Here is a 23,711-nt window from a genome sequence, read left to right on the forward strand (position 1 = left end):
CGATAATCATTTTGAATCATAGCCTTAAATAGTGCATCTAGAAAGTTGTAATCTACATAAGGTTTTTCAAAATTAGGTTCTGAAAACAAATTACATGTAATCTCTTTCTGTTCTTCTTTAGGCTTTACTTTCTCTTTTTCCAATTTCTTCTGATAGGCAAGACGTTGTGTGTCATTCATCTTCCCAATATTTTTATGAATATTATCCAGAACTTCTTTTTGCAAAGGCTGCAACTCTTTTTCTTGTGTTAATCCAGTGTACACCTGGCGTATATAAAAGTTTGTGGTGTTGTACATATTCTTAGCGTTATGACAACATTCTTGAAAATAAGAATACATACGATGCCCTTTTTTTATCCAGATTTGAAGAGTTTTATAGTTTGATGGATTTTCTTTTGCCATTTTATTCACCTCCTTGTTAAGGATATTATAGCAAAAAAGAACATACGTTTCCGTTTTTTCTCAAAAATAAAATATTTCTTTCGATTCACCTCACCACCTTCATTTACGTTTAGAGATGGGAGTCCTCTCGAAAGGCATGATAGAAAAAATCGTTTTTATAGCAAAACATATTTATTGTCTGTACACCTAATTAACTATATAATAATATGTAGTAAGAAAGCCTTTTCAAAACATTATTATTCATCAAGGGGGTACTTATAATGGAGCGAGTTCAAATGGCTGAAACGCTAGAATTTTCTCGTATTATTCAAGGATTTTGGCGTTTAGCAGAATGGAATATGACAAAACAAGAATTACTTTCTTTCATTGAAGATTGTATGGATATGGGAATTACTACTTTTGATCACGCTGATATTTACGGCGCATATACGTGTGAAGGGTTATTTGGCGAAGCTTTACAATTAAAGCCTTCCTTACGAGAAAACATGCAAATTATTACAAAGTGTGGAATCGCTCCCCCATCACCGAAATTTCCAGAACGATATGTTGCTCACTACAATACTAGTACAGAGCATATTATGCAAAGTGTAGAAGCATCACTTAAAAATTTACATACAGATTATATTGACGTATTACTTATTCATCGTCCCGATCCTTTTATGGATCCAAATGAAGTGGCAAAAGCATTTTCACAATTAAAACAAGAAGGGAAAGTTCGTCACTTCGGTGTATCTAACTTCTTACCTTCACAATTTAATATGTTAAGTTCGTACTTAGATTTCCCGCTTATTACGAACCAGATTGAAGTTTCTGCATTGCAGCTTGAGCATTTTGAAAAAGGGACAATTGATTTATGCCAAGAAAAACGAATCAATCCAATGATTTGGTCACCTCTTGCTGGTGGGGAAATTTTTACTGGTCAATCAGAACGTGCTGTACGCGTACGTGAAACTGTGCAAAAAGTTGCTACTGAGCTAGGTGTTTCTAGTATCGATACGGTTATGTATGCTTGGTTACTTGCTCATCCAGCTAATATGATGCCAATCGTTGGCTCCGGTAAATTAGATCGCGTAAAAACTGCCGCTCTTGCTACAAAAGTTAACTTAGACCGTCAACAATGGTTTACAATTTTCGAAAGCTCTAATGGACATCCTGTACCATAATGCATAAAAAGAAGAGCTGTTTTTTTACAGCTCTTCTTTTTCATATGTATTTCTAGTCATGGCAAATACACACATATCTCTTAATCCGTTTCCATCTACCGCAACACTCGCACTTTCTAACGTACCTTCTAACTTAAAACCTAATTTCTCAGGTATCGCTCTACTCTTCTTATTTAAAGAATCACAACGAATTTCTACACGATTTGCTTTTAATTCAGAAAAAGCGTAATCCGTTATACCTTTCGCAGCCTCTACCATATAGCCTTTTCCGCTAAACCTTGTATCAATCCAATATCCGATTTCAAATTGAGGTATATCCCAATTAATACGATGTAATCCAGCTGATGCAATAAATTCACCTGTTTCTTTCGAAAATACTAGTAATCTTAAATCCTCACGTTGCAAAAATTGAATATGTGATTTTCTAATACTTTCTTCTACTTCTTGCTCTGTTTGCTCTTTTTGTGCAAACACCATCCAAGGTTTTAGTTCTTGTATTGAAGCCTGAATTGCATCATATACAACTTTACCATCTCCTGGTTTCGGCATTCGAATAAAAAGTCTATCAGTATAAAATTCAGAAGGAAAATCGAATAATAACGGATTCACTGTAAACACTCCCTATATTTCTTTTATATATAATAATATCCATCTGAAGTTATATAGTAAAGAATTTTCTGAATTGAAAACCTTTTACTCATTCACTTCCACCGCTACACGAATTCCAGATTCAATCGCACCTTGAATCCATCCGTGATATAGCGTTGTATGATCTCCAGCGAAGAATATTCTCCCCTCTGGTTTGACAATCGCTGGTTGCAGCTCAGATTCTTGACCTGCTTGAAAAAGTGCAAATCCTCCAAGCGCATACGGATCCAATGTCCAGCTTTTTGAAATTCCAGATATGAACTCATCATACACTTGACCACCTAATATTGTTGCTAAGTTGTGTAATGCGTAATAAATACGATCCCCTTTTGATAAACCATCCCATAACAACGCGTCATAAGACCATGTATAGCTACCTAACATCATAGCCGGTCCTTTCTCCCCAATTCCATAACTTGGATAATAGGCATAACGAATTGGCAAATCTGTTATAATTCTGCCACCTAATTGTCCTTGTTCTTCCCAAAATCGGCTTTTAAATTGAATTCCTATTTTCGTCGCAGGCATATAATGTAATTCACGAATTGCTTTCCATTTTTCATGAGATATAGAATCAAACGGATCTACTTCTACAAAACGCATTGTCGAAAACGGAATGGTAACAATAACTAAATCTCCTGTAATACTACTATATTCAAAAGTTTCCTCGTTCCGATAGAAAGCTGTCACACCATTATCGTGTTGATGTAACTTCATTAATTTTTGATTATATATAATATTCTCTTCTAATTGCGGTAAAAATGACTTTGGCAATCTATCATTCCCGCCCACAATTTCACAAAATCCGCTCTCCTCTTGCATAATGTATAGAAAGCGTAAAGTCTCTACAAACGACCGTTCCAAAAAACCTTCTAAATCTAATAAAACACCAATCATCTCAATTGTTACTGGTGAAAAGTAAGTATTATACTGATAAGGATGATACTTTAAAAATTGTCCAGTAGAGTATCTCCCAAAATCCTTTACAACAATATCCCAATTTTTTTCTGGGTTCTTTTTTATAAAATTTATAATGGGCTGTACCGCTAACAATAATAATTCCTCTGACGTTTTTCCAACTTCATTCATTTCCACAGGATATCTTAGAATACTTGGATCTTTTTCATATTGTTTTAACGTCGTTTTCCGTCCATTTACGTATATAATATCCGTCTCATTCCTATTAATAAAAGGTCTCACCTGTAGCCTAAATTTTCTTATATATGCCATCGTTAATGTATGTGAATAAGGAATCCTCATTGCTCCAACATCTAAATATAATCCGGTATCTTCCATTCTAACTGTTTCTATACGACCACCTACCCGGTTATTTGCTTCAAAAATTTTCACATCATGTCCTGCAGCCTTTAATAAAGAAGCTGAAACTAACCCAGCCATACCAGCTCCCACTACAATAATTTGTTTTGGACTTATCGGCTTCTTCAATCCTTTATCTATAACTTTTAACGCTTCATCCATTTCAGTATTATACATTATATCTTTCTGCACAATTCCACCCCTTACTTCATCAAATGGACGTTAGTGGTTTAGTGCATTTTATTCATAAATCCCCATAAACATAACACCATTGCAATTTGAATATTCACTAAAAGTACATAAGAGACAGATCTCACTTTTCTTTATACTTCGTATAATATAGCAACTACAAAGAAGGAGTGGTTAAAAATGAAACATACTTATGACTACGATGCTACAAAAAAACATTTAGAATTAAAGAAACAAAACTTATGTAAAAAACTTAGCAATATGACACTATCTGAAAAAGAACGTGAACAACTAAAGCGTGAAATTGACAACTATGAATATATTTTAAATCTAGTCGAAATGAATCATTATGAACGCGGATTTTCTCGTTAAAAGCGGAAATAAGATTATCCGCTTTTCATTTTGAGCATTTCACTACGCATTTTTCATAAGTAAATATATAATAGGATGTACATTAAGATTGAGAGGTATATTCTATGATCAAGTTAAGTGTATTAGACCAATCACCTATTTCAGATGGTAGCACAGCAGCCCAAGCTTTTTCACATACAGTTACGCTTGCACAAGAAGTTGAAAAACTCGGATTCACACGTTTTTGGGTATCCGAACATCATAATTCCGTAAGCTTAGCTGGTTCAAGTCCAGAAATACTTATTTCTCATATTGCCGCAAAAACGGACCGTATTAGAGTCGGTTCAGGTGGTGTTATGTTACCGCATTATAGCCCATATAAAGTTGCTGAGAATTTCCGTGTTCTAGAAGCATTGTATCCGAACCGCATCGATCTCGGTGTTGGTAGAGCGCCTGGTGGTATGCCAATAGCAACTCGCGCACTTCAAGAAGGGAAAATGGTCTCACTTGATCAATACCCAGAACAAATTGCAGACGTTGCAATGTACTTACATGATCAAGTACCAGAAAACCATCACTATGCAAACTTAAAAGCCACTCCAGTTATCCCAACGTCTCCTGAAATGTGGATGCTCGGTTCTAGCGGAGAGAGTGCTAAAATTGCTGCAAACAACGGAGCTTCTTTCGCATTTGCACAATTTATTAACGGCTTCGGAGGCCCTGAAGTTATGAGGGCTTACCAAGAACAATATGAGCCTTCATTTTTAGGAGATAAGCCTAATTCAATCGTTGCCATCTTTGTTATATGCGGAGAAACAAATGAAGAAGCGGAAAAAATTGCTTCTAGTTTAGATTTATCAATCTTATTATTAGAGCAAGGAAAACGAACTACTGGTACTCCTTCTATTGAAACTGCTCAAAATTATTCATACAGCGCTTATGATTTATTCCGTATAAAAGAAAATCGTCAACGTATGATTGTTGGTGATCCGTCTTCTGTAAAAGAAAAAATAATAAACTTAAGCAAAGCATACAATACTGACGAATTTATAATTGTCACGATTACTCATCAATTTGAACATAAATTAAATTCTTATCGCTTACTAGCAAATGCTTTTAATTTATAATTCTAAAAAGAGATGCATCACATGTGATGCATCTCTTTTTCTTACTACTTATTGTTTTCATTTCCTATATATTCAATAGCTTCTTTTAATAGCTCTTCAAAGTTAATAGGATAATCATGATCTAAGTCAGGCACAACTTTATACTTATGTTCTATATTTTTCTCTCTTAATAGTTGTACAAATTGCTGCGTGGATTCGAAACAATCTTCATCTTGATCCCCGCATACTATATATCCTTTTATATGTTTATCCTTCAGCACTCTTAGCAACTCATCCCACTCTTCAATCTCAGGAAGCCATGGTGCCATAAAAATAAAACCATCTACATTTATATCTTTTTGTAAAATCGTATATAAAGCTACTCTCGCCCCTGCAGAAAAACCACCAATGATTACACTTTCTACTGTATGATTTTCTATAAACTTATTGTAATGCTCTTTTAATTCCTCTTTCCCTCTCTCTATATCCTCCCAAACAAATCCATCTGAAAACTCAATTTGTGAAGACTGTGGTAAAGCTAACGTATAATCTTGTATCAAAACAGATTTCCAATATGGTTCTACTATTTGCATATTTTCTTGGTTACCATGCAATGTAAGTAGTAGATTTCCTTCTTTCTTGCTGTATATATATTTCACATCTGGTCTTTCCTTTTTATGTGCTAATTCTTCTCTTTCTTTACATAATTGCACCATTGTATGAAATTCTTCAAATTTATGTAGTGATTTTAAATCTTCGTCGGAAATTAAATACTCATTTCCATACCAGAATCCCTTTTCTATAATGGCCTCTCTCATTAAATGTAATGCTTCTTTTTCAAGTCCCGATGCACTTGCGAGTGCATACTTAAAATTATATATTTGCGCCTCATTCCCTATTACACCTGTAGCGTTTTCCATTATATAATTGTACGCTTCAAAACTTCCTTTATTTGCATAACAACGTAACGTTTCATTTAATAATTGAATGTAAGTCATACTATTTTTCATGTACCAATTCCCCCGAAACCTTTTATAATATTTGTTTGCGAATCTTTATACCACTTTGTATAACCCACGCTAACAATACCTTATTCTCAGAATTATGCTTAATAGTTACTCTTCCCTGTCCAATACATTTAGTATAAATAAGAATAGACTGAAAAATCAATATTTTAATAAACAAAAAAAGACAACAATATATGTATTGTTGTTTTCATTACATCTACCCGCTCTTTTGTTTTTTTCTATCTGGTTTACTTGAAACTAAATAATGTTTTTCTGAAATATATAAGTCTCTTTTTAAGCTACGATTTAAGTAAGGTCCTAGTTTCATTCCGCATATGAGGCGATCTTCGCTACCTTCAACAATTGGGAACATTTCTTTTTCTGTTACGTATTGATCTACTGCTTTTTGTACGACATCAATTTCTTTCACTAGGTTTAAATTTTCTGCTGTATGTTCAAATACCTCAAGCGTTTCCTTCGTTATGAGAAAAATATTTGTTGGAAATGCAGGTAAATATGGTTTTAACAAATCATAATTTACTGTATAATCGTCATTTACTAATACTGTATAAACGATATTAGCATTTGTTTCTAAAAACTGAGCCATCGCTTGTTCTAATTCATCTTTCGTAATTTCCCGCTCTTCTTTTCCAGTTCTGAAAAAGCGAAACATCGCATCGCCTCCTTTTTACTATATTATAGCATAAAAGAAAACTGAAAAATCATAAAAAAACCCATTGAAATAATTTTTCAATGGGTTTCTATATATTTATCGTTATTTTAAGAATGCACTTAGCATCCATACATGCTGTTCTAATGTTGTATGAATTGCTAACAGCATGTCAGCTGATGTTTCATCGCCAGCTTCACCCGCAACTTCCATACCTTCTTTTAATTCTTGAATAAGTGCAGAATAATCATTCACTAATGTTTGCACCATTTCTTCTGCAGATTCTTTGCTTGTCCCTTCGCTGACACTAGATGTTGCGAGATATTCTTTCATTGTCGCTAATGGTTTACCTTCTAAAGCTAAAATACGTTCTGCTAACTCATCAATATACGTTCCAGCCTCATTATAAAACTCTTCAAATTTCTCATGTAATGTAAAGAAGTGTGGCCCTGTCACATACCAGTGATAATTATGTAGTTTAACATATAACACATTCCAGTTTGCTACCTGCTTGTTTAATACTTCAACAACATTTGTTTTCGTACTCATACAATCACTCCTCTTATCATTTTGTAATGTTTATCTTTTAATAACTTAATTACATTTTACCATACATTCCCTTTCCTTTCGAACAATTGGCTTATATGTAACAAAGTTTTAACACCTTTAATGCTTCCCTAATATCATTTAATTCATGTATTTTTTCAAACACTTCATACGTCTAATTGTCCAAGCTCATACATATGCATAATAGTACATCAAGCTCATCATAGTAGAAAGAGGGATAACATGGACAATCAACAATGGCAAGTAGCAAAGAAAGTAGCTGCTACTTATATCGGAACTGTCGTTGGAGCTGGATTTGCTACTGGACGAGAAATTGTTGAATTTTTCACAGTGAATGGATTATACGGGACAATTGGCATATGTGTAAGTGGATTTTTTTTTATTTGGCTTGGTACAAAGATGATGTTACTTTCATCACAAATCGGGGCATTTTCAGCTCAAGAATTTAACAAATATTTATTTGGGGATGTATTTGGGAATGTTGTAAACACATTATTATTACTCGTTTTATTCGGCGTAACGAGCGTTATGTTATCAGGCGCTGGTGCAGTATTTGAAGAGCAACTTCGCTTACCAAGACAACTCGGTATTCTCATTACAGTTATCGCTTGTCTCATTATAAGTAGCCGCGGGTTACAAGGTGTTTTTGAAGTAAATACACTTGTCGTACCTATTATGATGATTTTTATTATAGGACTTGCTATTACAACCTTTTTTCACGGTACACCTCCTATTAATAACACTATTCCTGCAGAGAGCTGGAATATGAAATGGATTACTAGCCCTATTACATATGTCGCCTTAAACCTTTCTCTCGCCCAAAGTGTTCTCGTCCCATTAGCCAGTGAAGTAAAGGATCGAAAAGCCATTTTTTGGGGTGGGATTTTAGGTGGTGCTGGACTTTCTTTAATTTTATTATGCAGCCATTTAGCAATCTTATCAGTCGATCAATTTTATCAATATAACATCCCAATGGCTGAAGTCATAAGAAGATTTAATGCAACTTTTCACTTCTTCTTCGTTCTCATTATTTTCGGTGAAGTTTTCACAACTTTAGTTGGTAATGTGTTCGGAATGACAAAACAGATGCAATCTATTACTGGGTGGAAAAATCACAATATTATTTTCTTCATTTTACTAATTAGTTATTGCTTTAGTTACATCGGTTACAGTGACTTACTTCACATTCTATATCCTATCATCGGATGGGTAAGTATTGTTATACTTCCAATCATTGCGTTTAAACAACTTCAAAAAACATAAAAAAGCATCCATGTTATTGGATGCTTTTTTATGTTCATTCACAATCATCACATACTTCCCAGTACGGTCCCATTTCTAATGCTAAATACGGCTTTAACTGCAACCGAATCATTCGACTAGGCATGCGTTCTAAAACAAATTGAATACCTTCTTCATCTTCGTCTAATTCAACTTTTGAAATCGTAATTTTTTGCATAGTCGTAATGGGAATTCCATCTTTATATAAAGTGATTTTCACCTCATCGTATTCATTAAAATACAATTCGACACTCATTTGATTTTTCAGTATTTCATCACCAATTTTAAATGTATCATTTTGTTCTTGGATTATATATTTCCATCCGCCTCTATCTTCTTTCGGAGCTGTTTGAAATAATGTCTCCAAATCCTCGTATAGCATAAGATAACCCCTCTCTTACTAAAAAACGATGAGTATTTTATATACCCTTTATCTCTATCACTATCCATAGCTATTGTACCATATATCACCGTTCTTACCGTATTCATTTGCTTCATACACACTTATAAAATAACTAATTCTATCTCCATTATTATGTATATTACCTCATTACTCCATACACTCTTACAAGTTCAAATAACGACAGACTTTAATCCATGCAAATATTGTCTACTCTCCGCTTTTATTAGCTCACAGCATTCACACTTTTACATATAGTAAGACTACCACAAATAAAAAAGGAGAGTGACTTATACCACTCCCCTTAAAAGAACTTCCCTATAGCTGCTAAAACTAATACGATTATTAAAATTGCAAATAATAATGAGACAATGAAACTAAAAATAGGTAGCGCTTTCTTTTCATTCTTCTTAAATAGTAACTTTAAACTAAGAAAAATATTTACTGGTACAAGTATAAAATAAAAATATTTAACAATTTGCACCGAGCTATTCGAAAGTGTTTTTAATATAAACACTTCAATTAGAAAAACAATAAAAAATGAAATACTTAGCCAAAATGAGACGTAACTAAGCCAAGAATGTCTTTTTGTCCCCCAATACACTCCCATAATACTCTCCTTTTATTTGTATTCTATAGGTTAATAATTATACACAAAGCTAACAAACACCTCTATTTTTCGACAAATATTATGCAAAATACCATTTTAAACGTCATAAAGGAAGTTTACATCTCCATTTGATTTTACATAATAAAACAGACTACCCTCTAGTGTCATAATGCTACTAGGGGGAGTTTGTTCTCTATTAAACTTTAAATCTCTCAATTAATACTTGCAATTCTTCAGCCATTTGAGATAGCGTACCCGCCGCTGATCCAATTTCCTCCATCGAAGCTAGCTGTTCTTCAGCTGAAGCCGCAACATTTTGTGTGCTTGTCGCATTATTTTGTGCTGTCATTGCAATTTGTCCTACTGAAATAGATACTTCATTTGCCCCTTTTGACATTCCATTAGCCGTTTCAACCATCGTCTTAATTTGATTAGCTATTTCATTTGTAGATTGTAAAATTTCAGCAAAATTTTGCTTCGTTTCATTTGCAATAACAAGTCCAGATTGAACTTCTTCATTTACATGATTCATTGATTTGACTGTCTTACCCATATCGTCTTGTATTTCGCCTATTAATTTACTAATTTCACTGGAAGATATGCTAGACTGCTCTGCCAATTTACGTACTTCATCTGCAACAATTGCAAAACCTCTTCCATGTTCACCAGCTCTTGCCGCTTCAATTGCCGCATTTAAAGCTAGAAGATTTGTTTGATCTGCAATGTTTTGAATTACTTCTAATATATCACCAATTTGTTTTGATTTATTATTTAGTAACTGTATAACAGCATCTGATTGTGAAACCGATTCTGCAATAGACTGCATCTGATTTACTGTTCTTCCTACTAGTTTCCCACCATCTTCTGCTTTTTCACGAGTATGAGCAGAAGCGATATTAATAGATGATGAACTATTTGCTACATGCTGAATTCCTTCCGTTACATCAAACAGTAACATAGCACCATTTTCTACACTTGTTGTTTGCGTCGTTGCCCCACTTGATATTTCATCCATTGCTGTTGTAATTTGCTCAGTTGCTTCACTCGCTTGTCTTACACTTGCAGTTAGTTCTTCTGATGCTGCTGCAACATGTCCTGCCGAAGTGTTAATCCTTCCAATTAACGTCCGTAATGAATTTGTCATCTCGTTAAAACCTTTCGCAAGTTGACCAATTTCATCATTAGAATGAATTTCAATTGTTTGCGTTAAATCCCCTTCACTTATTTCTTTAGAAGTGATAACTAATCTCTTTAAAGGCTTCGTAATTGAAAGTGTCACAAAATAAATAAGTACTCCACCTACTACTAACGAAATAAGCATAACAATTAACATATTATAAAATACAGGTTGAGCAGCTTCAATTACTTCAGTTGCGTACATCGTCCCACCAATTTTCCAACCTGTTTTTACGTTTGTAGCAAATACCATATTCTTTTCACTACCACCATAAGAATATGTAAAAGCACCATGATTATCTTCATAAATTTTCTTTGCCCAAGAATCAGCTGCTTTATCCCCTGATTTTTCTTGTGGATGAGCAATGATTTTTTGCTTTCCATCTAAAATGAAGGCATATCCTTTTTTACCAATATTGATTAACTTTGTTGTTTTTAATAAATTGTCTAAACTTAAATCTAGCGCAACAACCCCATTTTTATCTTCTGTTTGTTTTGCAATCGTTACGACAATATGTCCATTTCCTTTTGCCTTATATGGCTCGCTAACAACAATACCACCTTGTTTTGCCACTGCATCTTTATACCAAGGTCGTGTTGTTGGATCATAATCTGCTGCCATTTGTATATTTGGTTCCTGTACAAATTTCTTATCATTACCGGCAACATACACTTGTTCAACATCTATATTCAAATTGATATACTGAGATAATGTCTTTCTTAGCTCATCCTGATTATCCCCTTGATACATATTCCCTTGAATTACTCGTGCAAAGTTATTCACATCGTTAAATTTTGCTTCAATCATTTGATTGATTAAATTATCTAATATTTTTATATTATCGTTAGCACTACTCGTAATTTGTGATTCAAAATTCTTTTTAGCAGTTTGATAAGACATGCCCCCGATTATAGAAACGGCTGCAATTAAAATTACAAAGAATGAAATTAATAGCTTTTTTGCTACTTTCATATCACGAAACAAATTTAATAGTTTACCCATTATGAACCTCCTAATTTTCAAATTTAAAAGTTAAATTGAGTTAATTATGAATATTTCCCATTCCCTAATTATTATTTTCATAAGCTATTATGGTGAATACTTTGTAAAGTTTAAACAATTAATTTCTCTTTGTCTATATATATGAATAACATTATTATAAAATTTACAAATAGAAAAAACCAAAGGGGCCCCTTTGGTTTTTACATTTTTTTATGTTGTTTAGAAATTTTCTTCCATTTATCACGCTCTGCTCTGGCAAGGATTGCATCTTGTTTCCTCATAAAATACGCCAGTTCTCTTTGTAATTTTTTATAGCTTTTCAAACGATCTATCGTAATAAGTCCGTTTTCAATTGCACTATACACCGCGCATCCTGGTTCATTCTCATGCTTACAATCACGGAAACGACATGTTGTCGCAAGTTCTTCAATATCAGAGAATGCTGTTTGAATCGCTTCGCTGCCTTCCCAAAGTTGCAATTCCCTCATGCCAGGCGTATCAATCACGAGAGCGCCACTAGGCAATTGGAATAATTCTCGATGCGTTGTCGTATGCCTCCCCCTACTATCCTCTTCACGTATATCTCCCGTTTTTGCTACATCAATTCCTATTAAAGCATTTAACAAAGTTGACTTTCCTACCCCTGATGATCCAACTAAAGCAATTGTTTTCCCTGAAGAAACGAATTGTTTCAACGAATCTATACCTGTATGCTCTAAACTATCAACAACGAAAATAGGAACACCAATTGCTATAGCTTCCGTTTCTACAATTTTCTCTTCCACATCATTACATATACTACTCTTTGTTAAAACAATAACTGGCATAGCGCCGCTTTCATACGCTAATAATAAATAACGTTCCATCCTTCTAACATTAAAATCATGATTAAGTGCATTCACTAAAAATAAATAATCTACATTTGCTGCTATAATCTGTTCTTCTGTTCTTGTTCCAGCCTCTTGTCTTGAGAAAGAGCTTCTTCGCTGGAAAATACGATGAATAATCGCTTTCTTTTCCTCTTCTAATTTCTTTATATACACCCAATCACCAACTGCTGGATAATCGCCTTTCGTAACCGCTTCATGCCGAAACTTCCCAGACAGTTCTGCCATATATTCACCATCATTACAAATAATGCGATATATATGCTTATGCTCAAGTAAAATACGACCTACTTCATAATTTTTCTCTGTAACTTGTTCTTCAAAAAATGAATCCCAGCCGAAAGATTCTAAAATATTTTGATTCAAATAAATATCCTCCCTAGTTTGTACTAAGTGGAAGGATTGCGAATTACCTTATATAATATCGCCCTTTCCATCCACCTTTGTATTTGGTTGATTATTCATATAAGTTATTTTCGCCATAATACATCACCCCGTTCTTATTTTAATTATTCTCATTATATGGAATTCTCCTATAAAAAGCTACATTATTTTACGTAATTTTCAAATAACTTTTTTGAGCATTCTAATTTGTCCTCGATGACTAATTTCATCTTCTAGCACATGAAACCATAGATAGCGCTGGTTATATGCTACACCGTTAGGCCACTTTCTTTCTGACATGAGCCACTCATCACCTTGTTCACTTAAATACTTCAGAGATTCTTCTCGAACACTTTGTAGAAGTTGTACATAATATTGTATTTCATGACCACGGATTGCTCTACCCGCTTCCCCTAAATACAGTGCATCTTCCCATATTTCTAATTCTTCTTTTGTAAAGTCACGATCTTGAAATGAAATAAGCTGATGAACTTTTTCAATAGCTGCTATATGCTTTAATAAGGCGCCAATTGAATTTCCGCTGCTTTGCATAATTAAATCTAATTGCTCAACTGATAAATTTTTACTTCGCCTAATGTTACAGCTCTCGTATGCTCAAGCAGGCTTACTAATTCCCCTATTTTTTTTGTATAACCATCTACACTTCTTATTCGATAATCTATATTCATATCACGCACCCCTTTCTGCATTCATATTATTGTAAAAATGATTCATATAATAGACTGAAATCTATCTAAATTTTCTGTTATAATTAATTTGAATACAAAATATACCCAAACAAACTTTCTCAATATGCTTATATGAAATATTAAAAGGAATCAATATAAAATAATCGAATCTTATTCACTAAAAGGAGTGGATTCGATGGAAATGTATCAATGGCTAACCGCTGTTCTCGTTGGTGGCATTACCGGCTTCGTTTCCCATCTAATCAATAACCAAGGTAAGTTATTGCTTCCACGCCGTTTGAAAACATTTTTTCATTTTGGATTTTTAACTGATATTTTTACTGGTAGCCTAGCCGCACTTCTTGGGCTCGTTTTATTCGATGTCACCGCAATAAAAGAAATTATAAAAGTATCCATTGTAACTGCTATTTCCGGTCAAACTTTTTTACTACATCAAGCTCTTGGTGGCGAACAGGCTAAAAATACGCAAATTGGGAAAGCTGATGAGAAGATTCAAGAAATTGACAAATTATTGCGACGTTAGTGTATACTTTCTTTTAAAATTATTGTTATAATGAGAAATAAATATTTTCTATTGCGTCGTTTGTCAGGAGAAAGGGTGTTTCGTATGACAAAAAAGAAAATAGAAGATTTCTTAACAAACTCCGAAAAAGAGGAACTGCTAGAAAACTATAAATGTTTACGAGAAGCCCGCACAAAAAGCGAAGCTAACTATTTTGGCGAAGCAGTAAACCATCTATTAAATAAAGCAAAACAACGAATTATAAAAGATGCAGGTATACATGATGAAAATGCTGCAACTGTTCAATCAAAGAGAAAAGCACTGTTTTAGCTACATTAGCTAAAACAGTGCTTTTTATTTAGAATTTTTTTCTTTCCATGCTATATTCTCTCTGCCTTTATCTTTCCATTTTTACAGTTTCAAAAGTCATCTAGACCTAAAGATCAACCTAATAATATTAGTCCACGCAAACCATTTTAATAATAGATAAAATAATTGAACTAGTAATGCTACAAACTAAATAAGTTTATTAAATCGCTTCTTTTAAATCTGAATGCGGATTTGGTCCGTATTGATTGTCATTTTCTTCACTTTCAATGATAAAAAATACAAGTAAAACAATGCTACCAAACGGTACAAAATTTAATAGTTGCCACCATCCCGTTTTCCCAATATCATGTAATCGTCGTGCACCAACCGAAAAACTTGGTATAATCATTACTAACATAAATAGCAACGCAATAATAGCAACTAACACCTCTGAAAATGATGATAAAAATAACAGTAGCCAAAAAATTACGATATTGGATAAACTAAAAATCCAGTACTCTTTTCGCGTAGCTCTACCACTAAAATTCCCATAATTCTTTAGAGCTTTCAAATACCATTGCATTTAAACCTCTCCCTTTTATCCCCAATAAAATTAAAATATGTAATTATTAACAGATAAGTAGAAATATAACACAACATTTATGTAAAATCCATATCCCCATCTAAATTGCCCTCTATTTAAATAATTTTTTCCTTCGGCATTTTTCACATTACTTTCACATCTATTTCACAAATATAAGTAGTCCGATATGCTAAACTAAGTATATCCTTTTCCAAGGAACTATATGCCGATATATAAATCCCTATCTTTATAGGGATTTTTATTTTTTGATTCCTCATAACTTTGTTACAATACATTTCTTCTACTATTTCTATACTTTTAGTAACCACTTTAATTAAAAGCACATTCATGTATTCACACTCTTATTAATTCTGATTTGCGAAATATTTATACAAGCTTTATGATGCAATTCCTGTTTCACTATTTTCGGTAAGTTTTTCACTTTTTCTAAACAAAAATAAAGCTCCTATATATAGTAACGCAGTAAAACTACCTATAAGTATAAAATTGTGAGATATTGCAAATAACATTCCAGCTATTGCCGCACCAATCATTTGACCAATGTACATAGAAGCATTTGCAAGCGCGGCTCCTATTCCTCTTGCTACACTAGACATGTTTTGTAAGTGCCTCATCATTAATACAAACAAAATTCCTGTCACAAAAAATAAAACAAAGAAAAAGTATTCAACAACAATAAGACTCTTTAAATAGGGAAGTATTACATACGACAGAGCCATATTAAAAAACATCTCATATGAATATGAGATGTTTTTTAATATGGCTATTCTTTTAATAAATCTATTAATCCATTCCCTTCAGATGTACGTTCGTACCCTAAAGGTACAGTTCTTTTAATGAGTTGTGCATATATTTCCGGCTCCGATAACTTTCGACCGTATTCTTTCTCACACTGTTTAATGAGCAAGGCGAGCGCTCCAGCAACATGCGGCGTCGCCATGGAAGTTCCACTTAACACAGCATATTTTCCTTCTGGATACGTAGATAATATTTCATCACCTGGCGCTACTAGATCAATTTCTTGATTTGAATTACTAAAACATGCAATCTTCCGCTCTAAATTAACGGCACCAACTTCAATTACCTCGGAGTACGCACCCGGAAAGTCTAGTTCCTCTGTTTCATCATCGCAATCTCCATTATTTCCAGCAGCACATACAACGAGAACATCCTGCTTTACCGCATTTTGAATTGCTTCATGTAATTCTGGCACATCTTGCGGACCACCAAGTGACATTGAAATAATTCTCACTTTCTCTTGATTCGGCCCTCTCCAATTTACAGCATAATTAATTGCCTCAATAATTTGCTCATAACTTCCAGAACCATCTCCCGCTAAAACTTTTAATACTAACATTTTAGCAAGTGGTGCAACTCCTAATACACCGACACCATTTTCAGTCGCGGCAATCGTTCCCGCAACATGAGTACCATGTCCGTTATTATCAAGATACACATTTGGATCAGCTTCATAATCTTTTGTGAAATTTCTTCCGCCGATAATACGATCTTTTAAATCTATATGATTAGTATCACACCCTGTATCTAATACGGCAACGACTACATCTTGCCCCTTCACACTCTTTTCCCATACTTGCGGAGCGTGAATCAATTGTACACCTGGTGGAATTTCATTTACTTGTTCTACCACCTTATTTACGGTAAACGGAATCAATTGTATACCTTTTTGTTTATTCACTGTACTACTCATCGTAATCCCTCCTGAAAATGTATTATTTTCATTTCAGACCACTTTTGAATACGTGTAAATGTAACATTCGTTTTATTCTTTTTGTTTTCCTTCTTTTCAAATATTTCTCAACATCATTTACTAACTCTCTACTACTTTTTTATTTTCCCTATGATTTGTAGGAAGTAACAACCCGAGTCGTTCAACTAATAACCAAAATAAGAGGACCAATTAATGGTCCTCTTACAGTCTTTTAAAAGAATGATATGTAATTTGAAAAATAATATAAATTAAGACTAAATCTCACTCTTGTTTAAAAACTTTTCTATTTCTTTTACTAAATATTCCGCTCCCTCTATACCAACTGTAATATTTCCATTTGCTAATGTAATATTCTGCCCTGAAACATCACCTGTGATTTGGCAAGCATTGTAAGGTTGATATTTTTGTAAAATGATTTTATCTGCTTCTACAAAAATTTCAAGCGGTGATTTGATTTGTATTCCCAATACATCGCGTAATTCTTTAGGGATAACAATTCGTCCTAATTCGTCTACTTTTCGAATAACTCCTGTTGCTTTCATATTTCTCCCCCCTTACTCTCTATTAATTTTTTCACCTCGCTTTTTCCATTTTATCACTTTTTGACAATACTTGCCTCTTTTTAGAAAATTTTGTACTCGAGTTAAAAAAAAACATTTAATCCATACGTAATCTCTCTTTCAATTGTTTTACATAACGGGATCTTATAAGTAAGAAGTATACAACTTGAATACCTATGAAAATACTTAATACAACTGTATTTTCTTTAAACAATGAGTACTCAAACATTTGCCCTAACGCCGTTAAGGCTACTGCTCCATGTAATGTTGCAACACCAATTGGAACGAAGAATAAAAGCGCCAATCGAATTGTAACTACCTTCGATAATTCCCTACTTGTCAATCCAACTTTACGAATCATTTCGAACAAACGAACATCATCCTCCAAATCGGAGAATAAACGGAAGTAAAGGAAACTTCCTGCGCAAACGAAAAATACTATACCAATAAAGAAACCTACAAATAAAATCGGTCCTGCAATTTGTAAACTTTGGTTTTGCTCGTACTCTTCCGCACTAAACGTTGAATATTCTTGATACGGTTTAATTTGATGCGTAAGCTCTTTACCAATTTCAATCTCATCTTTCGTTCTTTCAGTTTTATACATATAATCTTTTGTCTCTATAAACCCATCTTGTAATGAATCATATTGATTATTAGAGATTACATAAACATTTCCTCTTAATATTTTCCCCAATGAAGATGAAGTAACTTTTTTCACTTTTAAATTTTCATTCATATTAGGTAAAGTAATTTCTTTTCTTTCTTTCATTGTTGGCCCTGGTATATTAGCTGACAAAAATACAACTTCTTTATTTGCTACAGTATTAAATGGTTCTCCTGTTAACTTTGCATATTTCTTATAGTCTGATTCTTTTATAAAAATAGCGCTTCTTAACGACTGTTCCTCCGTTTTCTTTATCGAAATATTAGCTTTTGAAGCTGCTATACTATGTTTCTTTAATCCTTTGTCAATCATTTGTATATGCTGTGATTCGTTACTATTCCCTTGCTTAGAATGGTAATGAAACGAAATCGGTCTCTCCATTATCCCTTTCGTCATGGATGCGAAGCCAACTAATGTCCCTATTGCGGAAAATGCTACAGTAGAAATAATGGTTACAATAAAGAACATTCTTGCGTTATCTCTCATGCGATACGCTAAATCTGATAACGTAATAATATTAGTCTGTGTCCAATAGAAACGTTTACTTTTTTTACATAATCGAATAATAAAGACACTCAGCTGCTTGTACAACAAATACGTCCCAATAATAACTACCGTTGTAACAGGAATCATCATAATAAATACCATTGCTCCATGTGATAGAAGAGCTCCTGCATAGCCAGCACTAAGCAATACTACTGCTAATATGGAAGAAATGATTGATGCTTTCGGTTCCGGTTTCGCCTCTGCCGATCCTCTAAACAACTTCATAATCTTATTTTTACGAATCATTCCTGCACTAAACAATGATATGATCATAAATAAAATAAAAAACATAATACTCGTTACAACAATTGCTTTCATCGGTATGTAATAGGATAAGGAGATATCTAGTTTCAATATCATCGGAGCGACAAATAGTAATACCCCTGAAAATAACATACCTGAAAGAATACCAAAAATAATTGCCCCTATTCCAATCATAATATTTTCAAAAAAGATTAGACGCTTTAATTGATATTTCGTCATACCTAACATCATTAAAATCCCTAGTTCACGCTTTCTCGTTTTTAAAAACATTCCCATCGAATATAAAATAAAGAAGAATGTAAATAAGTAAATAATAGACTGTGCAAAAGACATACTTACGAATACGTACTGACCTAATTCTCCTGCACTTAATGCCGGATGAAACGCAAAAAATGAATACACAAAAAAGGCCATAATTGCAAATGCACTACTCAAAAAATAGGCTGAGTATGTCCGTCTATTTCGGGTTACATTCCGATATGCTAGTTCTCTAATGTTCATATTACTTCTCCGCCCTTCTACTATCTATGTTTTTATATTAGTAAAGTGCGGAAATACCTTCCATCGATTCAAATGACAAAAACCTTACATTTTTGAAAGGTTTAAAAAAATTGCTTATACGTAGTACTTTATTTATAATGACTACATTCATATTCATACACACATCCTATTGTATATTCGTTAATTTTGCGAAATAATAAAGGATAGAAGTATGTACCATTATACATATAAACTTAATTACCGCTTTAATATGAATAGGAGGAAACATAATGACATTACAAGAACAGATTATGAAAGCATTACATGTTCAGCCTGTAATTGATCCAAAAATTGAAATTCGTAAACGAGTTGATTTCTTAAAGGATTATGTAAAAAAAACAGGTGCAAAAGGATTTGTACTTGGTATTAGCGGCGGACAAGACTCTACATTAGCAGGACGCTTAGCACAACTTGCAGTTGAAGAAATTCGTAACGAAGGTGGTAATGCAACGTTTATCGCCGTGCGTCTTCCTTATAAAGTACAAAAAGATGAAGATGATGCACAATTAGCATTACAATTCATTCAAGCAGATCAATCTGTTGCATTTGATATTGCTTCAACTGTTGATGCTTTTTCAAATCAATATGAAAACTTATTGGGTGAATCATTAACAGATTTCAATAAAGGTAACGTGAAAGCACGTATCCGTATGGTTACTCAATATGCAATTGGTGGACAAAAAGGGCTACTTGTTATCGGAACAGATCACGCTGCAGAAGCTGTAACAGGGTTCTTTACAAAATTCGGAGATGGTGGTGCAGATTTATTACCATTAACGGGATTAACGAAGCGTCAAGGACGTGCATTATTACAAGAGTTAGGTGCAGACGAGCGACTGTACTTAAAAATGCCAACAGCTGATTTATTAGATGAAAAACCAGGTCAAGCTGATGAAACAGAGTTAGGTATTACTTATGATCAATTAGATGATTATTTAGAAGGTAAAGCAGTTCCAGCTGACGTTGCAGAGAAAATTGAAAAACGTTACACAGTGAGTGAGCATAAAAGACAAGTACCAGCGTCAATGTTTGATGATTGGTGGAAATAAATGAAACATAAAAAAGAAGCTAATCTTCATTTAGCTTCTTTTTTATATGTTAACGATATACCCCTACTCTTTTCTCCAATAAATCTTGCAGGCAATCTTCATGTTGTTTACAAAATAACGGTGGCATGTCATCTAACGGGAAAAACTTCAAATCCAACGTTTCATCACCATCTACTTTTTTGTCACCTCCAACTATTGAGAATGAAAAGAACATCACAATTGACTGGGCCTTGTCTCCATTTGGATATGATTGAAAATATTTTGTATACACTCCAATAAGCTCATTTATTTCTACATCATACCCGGTTTCTTCTTTTATTTCTCGGATTGCAGTTTCCGCAGCTGATTCCCCTATCTCCATTGCGCCACCTGGAAATCCCCAAGCGTTAAAGTCTCCTCTTTTTTGCAGTAATACTTCTCCTTCTTTATTAAATACACAACCACCGGCAAAGTTTAAGAAAACATAATCATGTCCTACTTTTTCACGTAATTCTTTTATATAATTCGCCATTCTCTTTCCCCCTTTTCATACTTCTTCTATCGCTATTTCTTATCTTTTTCAAGCAATTCAATGATTCGATCTAGCTTCTGGTTCATATTAATCACGTGGTGTTTCTTTGCAGCACTGCTTTGTAATACTCTTCTAATAAACAAAATAAATGATATGAAAAACAAAACGATAAGTCCGATTACTAAACAAGCATATATCAATGTAAAAATATTGCTTTCGAACAAGTTCATTCCACATTCACATCCTTATCCTTTTATTTTATCACACAATTCTTAATATTTAAAAGCAATCAATTAATAAAAAAAGCACCTTTTACAGATGCTTTTTCCCATTGCTTAATACGTAAATGTAATTGTCGCTAATGAATAACCCGCCAATGCACTATAAGGCGCTACTTGATAAGACACACGCTTTGCACCTTTTGGCCAATTTATTTCATTTAATACTTTCTTTATATCTTGCATCGTCCCATCCATGGACTGCTTATATCGTACTTCTACTTTTTCTGGTTTGGCTGCAAACTTTTGCTGCAACTTTTGCTTAAATTCATTATAATTTTCTGCTCCGTATTCTGCAGATAAGTATTGTAAATTTGTTTCTTTTAACATCTGCTCATATACGACAGTTTTTGAGCTACCAGCTTTTATTTTATTTGTTAATTCACCAAAATAACTTGTAGTTGCCGCTGGATATTTGCTACGATCCCATTCATGATCTTTACTTAACTGTTCGTCAGACATATTAAAATATGAGTAAGTTGCACGCCCTGCTTTATCTGGTACTGGATCATCAAATGTAGTATCTAGGTGATACCATTTGTTTTCAATGTTCACTAAATTCCACGCGTGAGCTTGTCCGTTTCCTGTGCCTGTTACAATATGATTTTGAATACCTGCCTCTTTTAACAACTCATACGTTAATAATGTATATCCTTGGCAAACGGCAGAACGATTCGCTAATGCTTCATATGCTGTATACGCTTGATAAGACGTATCATAAGACACATGCTTAACAACGTAATCGTGAATAGCTTTTACTTTCTCATGCTCATCCATCCCTGGTTTTACAATTGATCCAACAATTGATTTCGCCTGAGCTTTTACATATTGAGTTTGTTCTTTTGATTCACGGTATTTTACTTGCAGTGTAAACGTATAGTCCCCTGGCATTCCTTTAATGGAATGTCTAGTAGACGCTACATTATATTTTACATACTCATCAGCATCTACAATTTTATTAAACTCACCATACAATTGATCCATAATATTTCTAGCATTTCTATCTTTTGTTTTATATGTGATTGTAATATTTTCTTCTCGATTATCAATCTGTTTTTTTAATTCTTTTCTGAAATCATCTAATAACTTTACATCTGATTGTGCTGTCACTGTAGTCGGATTTGTAGCTGCATAAGATACAGATGACGCTTGTAAGCCTCCCATTACTATAGTTGAACAAAGTGCGGCAGCTGTCACATACTTACTTGTCTTTCCCATCTTGTCACTCCTTATATTCTATAACTATACGAAAAAGTATCGTATAGTTTCAGAGTATACAATACTTTTTCGTATAGGTCATATGAGATTATGCATATTAACTAATTCACATAAAAAGGTTGTTCTTTTTAAAAGAACAACCTTTTTTCATTAGCATGTTTGTAATACGCAGCATGTATTTTCAAAACGTTGATTTTTCAAATCTTCATTACTAATACAGAAATATAGCATCCCTAGTTCTCCCCAAACCATATTACAATTTTTATGATCTGAATCAATTTGGAATAAAAGAGTCATTTGCTGCGGGTCTACTCCCATATATTCTCCCGTCTCATATAACACTTCTTCTTGTACAGAGAATGGCTCACCAAACATTTGATGGTTATCGTAGTTATCCGGAATTAGCTCTTCAAGTAATTGCAAGAAACAATCTGAATCAGCCTCATCTTCAATGAAAAGTTCTGGTAATTTGTATGTCAGTTCAAAAGTAATTGCACACTGGTTATATTTCGCTTGTACTTCATTTCCTCTTCGTAATTGCTCTACAGGAACATCATAATAAAGTACACGCCCAGCCTCTGTTAGCTTCACATTTTCTTCAAAATAATTTTCAATGCAAAAGAAATACAGCATCCCCGTCTTAGGAAGATTGTGATCCATACCAACGTTTTGTAAATCACTTAAGTTAAATTGCGCGATAAATTGTAGTGGATTTCCTTTATACTTTGGATATTCAAATAAAGCTGGTAAATCAGGAACTCCTCCCATTTTCGAACTACCTATCGCAACAGTTTCCTGCTGCTTTGGCACAACTTTTATACAAGGAAATACAGTATTAATAAGTTCCTCTTTCAAGTGTGTTAGTTCATATTTATCAATTAATACTTCAATTTTTTTATTCATAAATTCTCCTTACATTTACATACTTATTTATATCATAGTACAAAGATTATACTTCATTCTTTACAAAATCAACAAGCCTTCAAAAACGGGCTTATCCTTCGTACGCGAACAAGTTTAAAAAAGCATACTATACATTGTTCCTACAAACACGATAGTTC

Annotated in this window: 25 protein-coding genes and 3 pseudogenes; 7 read left to right on the forward strand and 21 right to left on the reverse strand. The window is 33.6% G+C overall.

Annotated elements, in window-relative coordinates; genetic code table 11:
- Positions 1-401, reverse strand: a pseudogene (locus D1166_RS23170) (RNA-guided endonuclease InsQ/TnpB family protein); the annotation flags it as partial.
- 260 nt (positions 402-661) lie between these two features.
- On the opposite strand from D1166_RS23170, the gene D1166_RS23175 reads away from it, so the two are divergent.
- Positions 662-1,564, forward strand: a complete 903-nt coding sequence (locus tag D1166_RS23175) for an aldo/keto reductase (protein WP_000442785.1) — start codon at positions 662-664, stop codon at positions 1,562-1,564.
- Between the two features lie 24 nt (positions 1,565-1,588).
- Here the strand turns inward: D1166_RS23175 and D1166_RS23180 are convergent, their stop codons facing one another.
- Together D1166_RS23180 and D1166_RS23185 are read right to left on the reverse strand one after the other, a co-directional pair.
- Entirely contained in the window at positions 1,589-2,173 is a 585-nt protein-coding gene (locus D1166_RS23180) for a GNAT family N-acetyltransferase (protein ID WP_001068750.1), read from the reverse strand.
- Between the two features lie 84 nt (positions 2,174-2,257).
- The gene (locus D1166_RS23185; protein ID WP_001168109.1) at positions 2,258-3,721 is read right to left on the reverse strand and encodes a flavin monoamine oxidase family protein; all 1,464 of its coding nucleotides are present in this window, start codon (positions 3,719-3,721) and stop codon (positions 2,258-2,260) included.
- Between the two features lie 177 nt (positions 3,722-3,898).
- Here D1166_RS23185 and D1166_RS23190 point away from each other — a divergent pair, with 177 nt between their 5' ends.
- Together D1166_RS23190 and D1166_RS23195 are read left to right on the forward strand one after the other, a co-directional pair.
- The gene (locus D1166_RS23190) at positions 3,899-4,090 is read left to right on the forward strand and encodes a DUF3896 family protein (RefSeq protein ID WP_000683359.1); all 192 of its coding nucleotides are present in this window, start codon (positions 3,899-3,901) and stop codon (positions 4,088-4,090) included.
- Positions 4,091-4,194: 104 nt separating this feature from the next.
- The gene (locus D1166_RS23195) at positions 4,195-5,196 is read left to right on the forward strand and encodes an LLM class flavin-dependent oxidoreductase (protein WP_097855726.1); all 1,002 of its coding nucleotides are present in this window, start codon (positions 4,195-4,197) and stop codon (positions 5,194-5,196) included.
- 44 nt (positions 5,197-5,240) lie between these two features.
- Here D1166_RS23195 and D1166_RS23200 read toward each other — a convergent pair whose 3' ends face one another.
- The 3 genes from D1166_RS23200 to D1166_RS23210 form a co-directional block, all read right to left on the reverse strand.
- Entirely contained in the window at positions 5,241-6,185 is a 945-nt protein-coding gene (locus tag D1166_RS23200) for an alpha/beta hydrolase (RefSeq protein WP_097855727.1), read from the reverse strand.
- A gap of 214 nt (positions 6,186-6,399) precedes the next feature.
- On the reverse strand, positions 6,400-6,855 hold the full coding sequence (locus D1166_RS23205) for a DUF3939 domain-containing protein (RefSeq protein WP_044795770.1): 456 nt from the start codon (positions 6,853-6,855) through the stop codon (positions 6,400-6,402).
- 102 nt (positions 6,856-6,957) lie between these two features.
- On the reverse strand, positions 6,958-7,401 hold the full coding sequence (locus D1166_RS23210; RefSeq protein WP_000105199.1) for a Dps family protein: 444 nt from the start codon (positions 7,399-7,401) through the stop codon (positions 6,958-6,960).
- Between the two features lie 240 nt (positions 7,402-7,641).
- On the opposite strand from D1166_RS23210, the gene D1166_RS23215 reads away from it, so the two are divergent.
- Positions 7,642-8,682, forward strand: coding sequence for a YkvI family membrane protein (locus D1166_RS23215; RefSeq protein WP_000370203.1), 1,041 nt, complete (start codon positions 7,642-7,644; stop codon positions 8,680-8,682).
- A 34-nt stretch (positions 8,683-8,716) separates the two neighbouring features.
- On the opposite strand, the gene D1166_RS23220 is transcribed toward D1166_RS23215, so the two are convergent.
- From D1166_RS23220 to D1166_RS23240, 5 genes and pseudogenes are all read right to left on the reverse strand, one after another.
- Positions 8,717-9,082 carry a DUF3979 family protein gene (locus tag D1166_RS23220; protein WP_000965059.1) on the reverse strand — a complete coding sequence of 122 codons (366 nt, stop codon included), beginning with the start codon at positions 9,080-9,082 and terminating at the stop codon, positions 8,717-8,719.
- Between the two features lie 322 nt (positions 9,083-9,404).
- Positions 9,405-9,710: a hypothetical protein gene (locus D1166_RS23225; protein ID WP_000539571.1), complete on the reverse strand. Its 306-nt coding sequence runs from the start codon at positions 9,708-9,710 to the stop codon at positions 9,405-9,407.
- 196 nt (positions 9,711-9,906) lie between these two features.
- A complete protein-coding gene (locus tag D1166_RS23230) occupies positions 9,907-11,889 on the reverse strand; it encodes a methyl-accepting chemotaxis protein (RefSeq protein WP_000517294.1) in 1,983 nt (660 codons plus the stop codon).
- Positions 11,890-12,089: 200 nt separating this feature from the next.
- A complete protein-coding gene (rsgA, locus tag D1166_RS23235; protein WP_097855728.1) occupies positions 12,090-13,142 on the reverse strand; it encodes a ribosome small subunit-dependent GTPase A in 1,053 nt (350 codons plus the stop codon).
- A gap of 182 nt (positions 13,143-13,324) precedes the next feature.
- A pseudogene (locus D1166_RS23240) lies at positions 13,325-13,849 on the reverse strand (DinB family protein).
- 196 nt (positions 13,850-14,045) lie between these two features.
- Here D1166_RS23240 and D1166_RS23245 point away from each other — a divergent pair.
- The gene (locus D1166_RS23245; RefSeq protein ID WP_000426317.1) at positions 14,046-14,393 is read left to right on the forward strand and encodes a DUF4257 domain-containing protein; all 348 of its coding nucleotides are present in this window, start codon (positions 14,046-14,048) and stop codon (positions 14,391-14,393) included.
- Between the two features lie 84 nt (positions 14,394-14,477).
- A complete protein-coding gene (locus D1166_RS23250; protein WP_000162602.1) occupies positions 14,478-14,702 on the forward strand; it encodes a hypothetical protein in 225 nt (74 codons plus the stop codon).
- A 199-nt stretch (positions 14,703-14,901) separates the two neighbouring features.
- On the opposite strand, the gene D1166_RS23255 is transcribed toward D1166_RS23250, so the two are convergent.
- The 6 genes and pseudogenes from D1166_RS23255 to D1166_RS23280 all read right to left on the reverse strand — a co-directional run bounded on the left by D1166_RS23255 (position 14,902) and on the right by D1166_RS23280 (position 19,555).
- Positions 14,902-15,264, reverse strand: coding sequence for a DUF805 domain-containing protein (locus D1166_RS23255; RefSeq protein ID WP_001198794.1), 363 nt, complete (start codon positions 15,262-15,264; stop codon positions 14,902-14,904).
- Positions 15,265-15,407: 143 nt separating this feature from the next.
- Complete coding sequence (locus D1166_RS32185; protein WP_001101741.1) at positions 15,408-15,614, reverse strand: hypothetical protein; 207 nt, start codon at positions 15,612-15,614, stop codon at positions 15,408-15,410.
- A gap of 48 nt (positions 15,615-15,662) precedes the next feature.
- Positions 15,663-16,001: pseudogene (locus D1166_RS23265) on the reverse strand (MFS transporter permease); the annotation flags it as partial.
- A gap of 47 nt (positions 16,002-16,048) precedes the next feature.
- A complete protein-coding gene (locus D1166_RS23270) occupies positions 16,049-16,996 on the reverse strand; it encodes a serine protease (RefSeq protein WP_086409194.1) in 948 nt (315 codons plus the stop codon).
- A 275-nt stretch (positions 16,997-17,271) separates the two neighbouring features.
- Positions 17,272-17,559 carry an AbrB/MazE/SpoVT family DNA-binding domain-containing protein gene (locus tag D1166_RS23275; RefSeq protein ID WP_086409195.1) on the reverse strand — a complete coding sequence of 96 codons (288 nt, stop codon included), beginning with the start codon at positions 17,557-17,559 and terminating at the stop codon, positions 17,272-17,274.
- Between the two features lie 115 nt (positions 17,560-17,674).
- Entirely contained in the window at positions 17,675-19,555 is a 1,881-nt protein-coding gene (locus D1166_RS23280; RefSeq protein WP_097855729.1) for an FtsX-like permease family protein, read from the reverse strand.
- A gap of 269 nt (positions 19,556-19,824) precedes the next feature.
- Here D1166_RS23280 and nadE point away from each other — a divergent pair, with 269 nt between their 5' ends.
- The gene (gene nadE, locus D1166_RS23285; RefSeq protein ID WP_000174891.1) at positions 19,825-20,643 is read left to right on the forward strand and encodes an ammonia-dependent NAD(+) synthetase; all 819 of its coding nucleotides are present in this window, start codon (positions 19,825-19,827) and stop codon (positions 20,641-20,643) included.
- A 49-nt stretch (positions 20,644-20,692) separates the two neighbouring features.
- On the opposite strand, the gene D1166_RS23290 is transcribed toward nadE, so the two are convergent.
- The 4 genes from D1166_RS23290 to D1166_RS23305 form a co-directional block, all read right to left on the reverse strand.
- Positions 20,693-21,154 carry an NUDIX hydrolase gene (locus tag D1166_RS23290; RefSeq protein ID WP_000024999.1) on the reverse strand — a complete coding sequence of 154 codons (462 nt, stop codon included), beginning with the start codon at positions 21,152-21,154 and terminating at the stop codon, positions 20,693-20,695.
- A gap of 32 nt (positions 21,155-21,186) precedes the next feature.
- Positions 21,187-21,384 (reverse strand): DUF4083 domain-containing protein, encoded by a 198-nt coding sequence (locus tag D1166_RS23295; protein ID WP_001048097.1) that lies wholly within the window; start codon positions 21,382-21,384, stop codon positions 21,187-21,189.
- Between the two features lie 105 nt (positions 21,385-21,489).
- On the reverse strand, positions 21,490-22,650 hold the full coding sequence (locus D1166_RS23300) for a transglutaminase domain-containing protein (protein WP_118043440.1): 1,161 nt from the start codon (positions 22,648-22,650) through the stop codon (positions 21,490-21,492).
- 150 nt (positions 22,651-22,800) lie between these two features.
- Entirely contained in the window at positions 22,801-23,553 is a 753-nt protein-coding gene (locus tag D1166_RS23305; RefSeq protein ID WP_097855730.1) for a YwqG family protein, read from the reverse strand.
- Between the last annotated feature and the right edge of the window lie 158 nt (positions 23,554-23,711).

The organism is Bacillus sp. ISO11, assembly GCF_003458115.1.
Taxonomy (GTDB): Bacteria; Bacillota; Bacilli; order Bacillales; family Bacillaceae_G; genus Bacillus_A; species Bacillus_A cereus.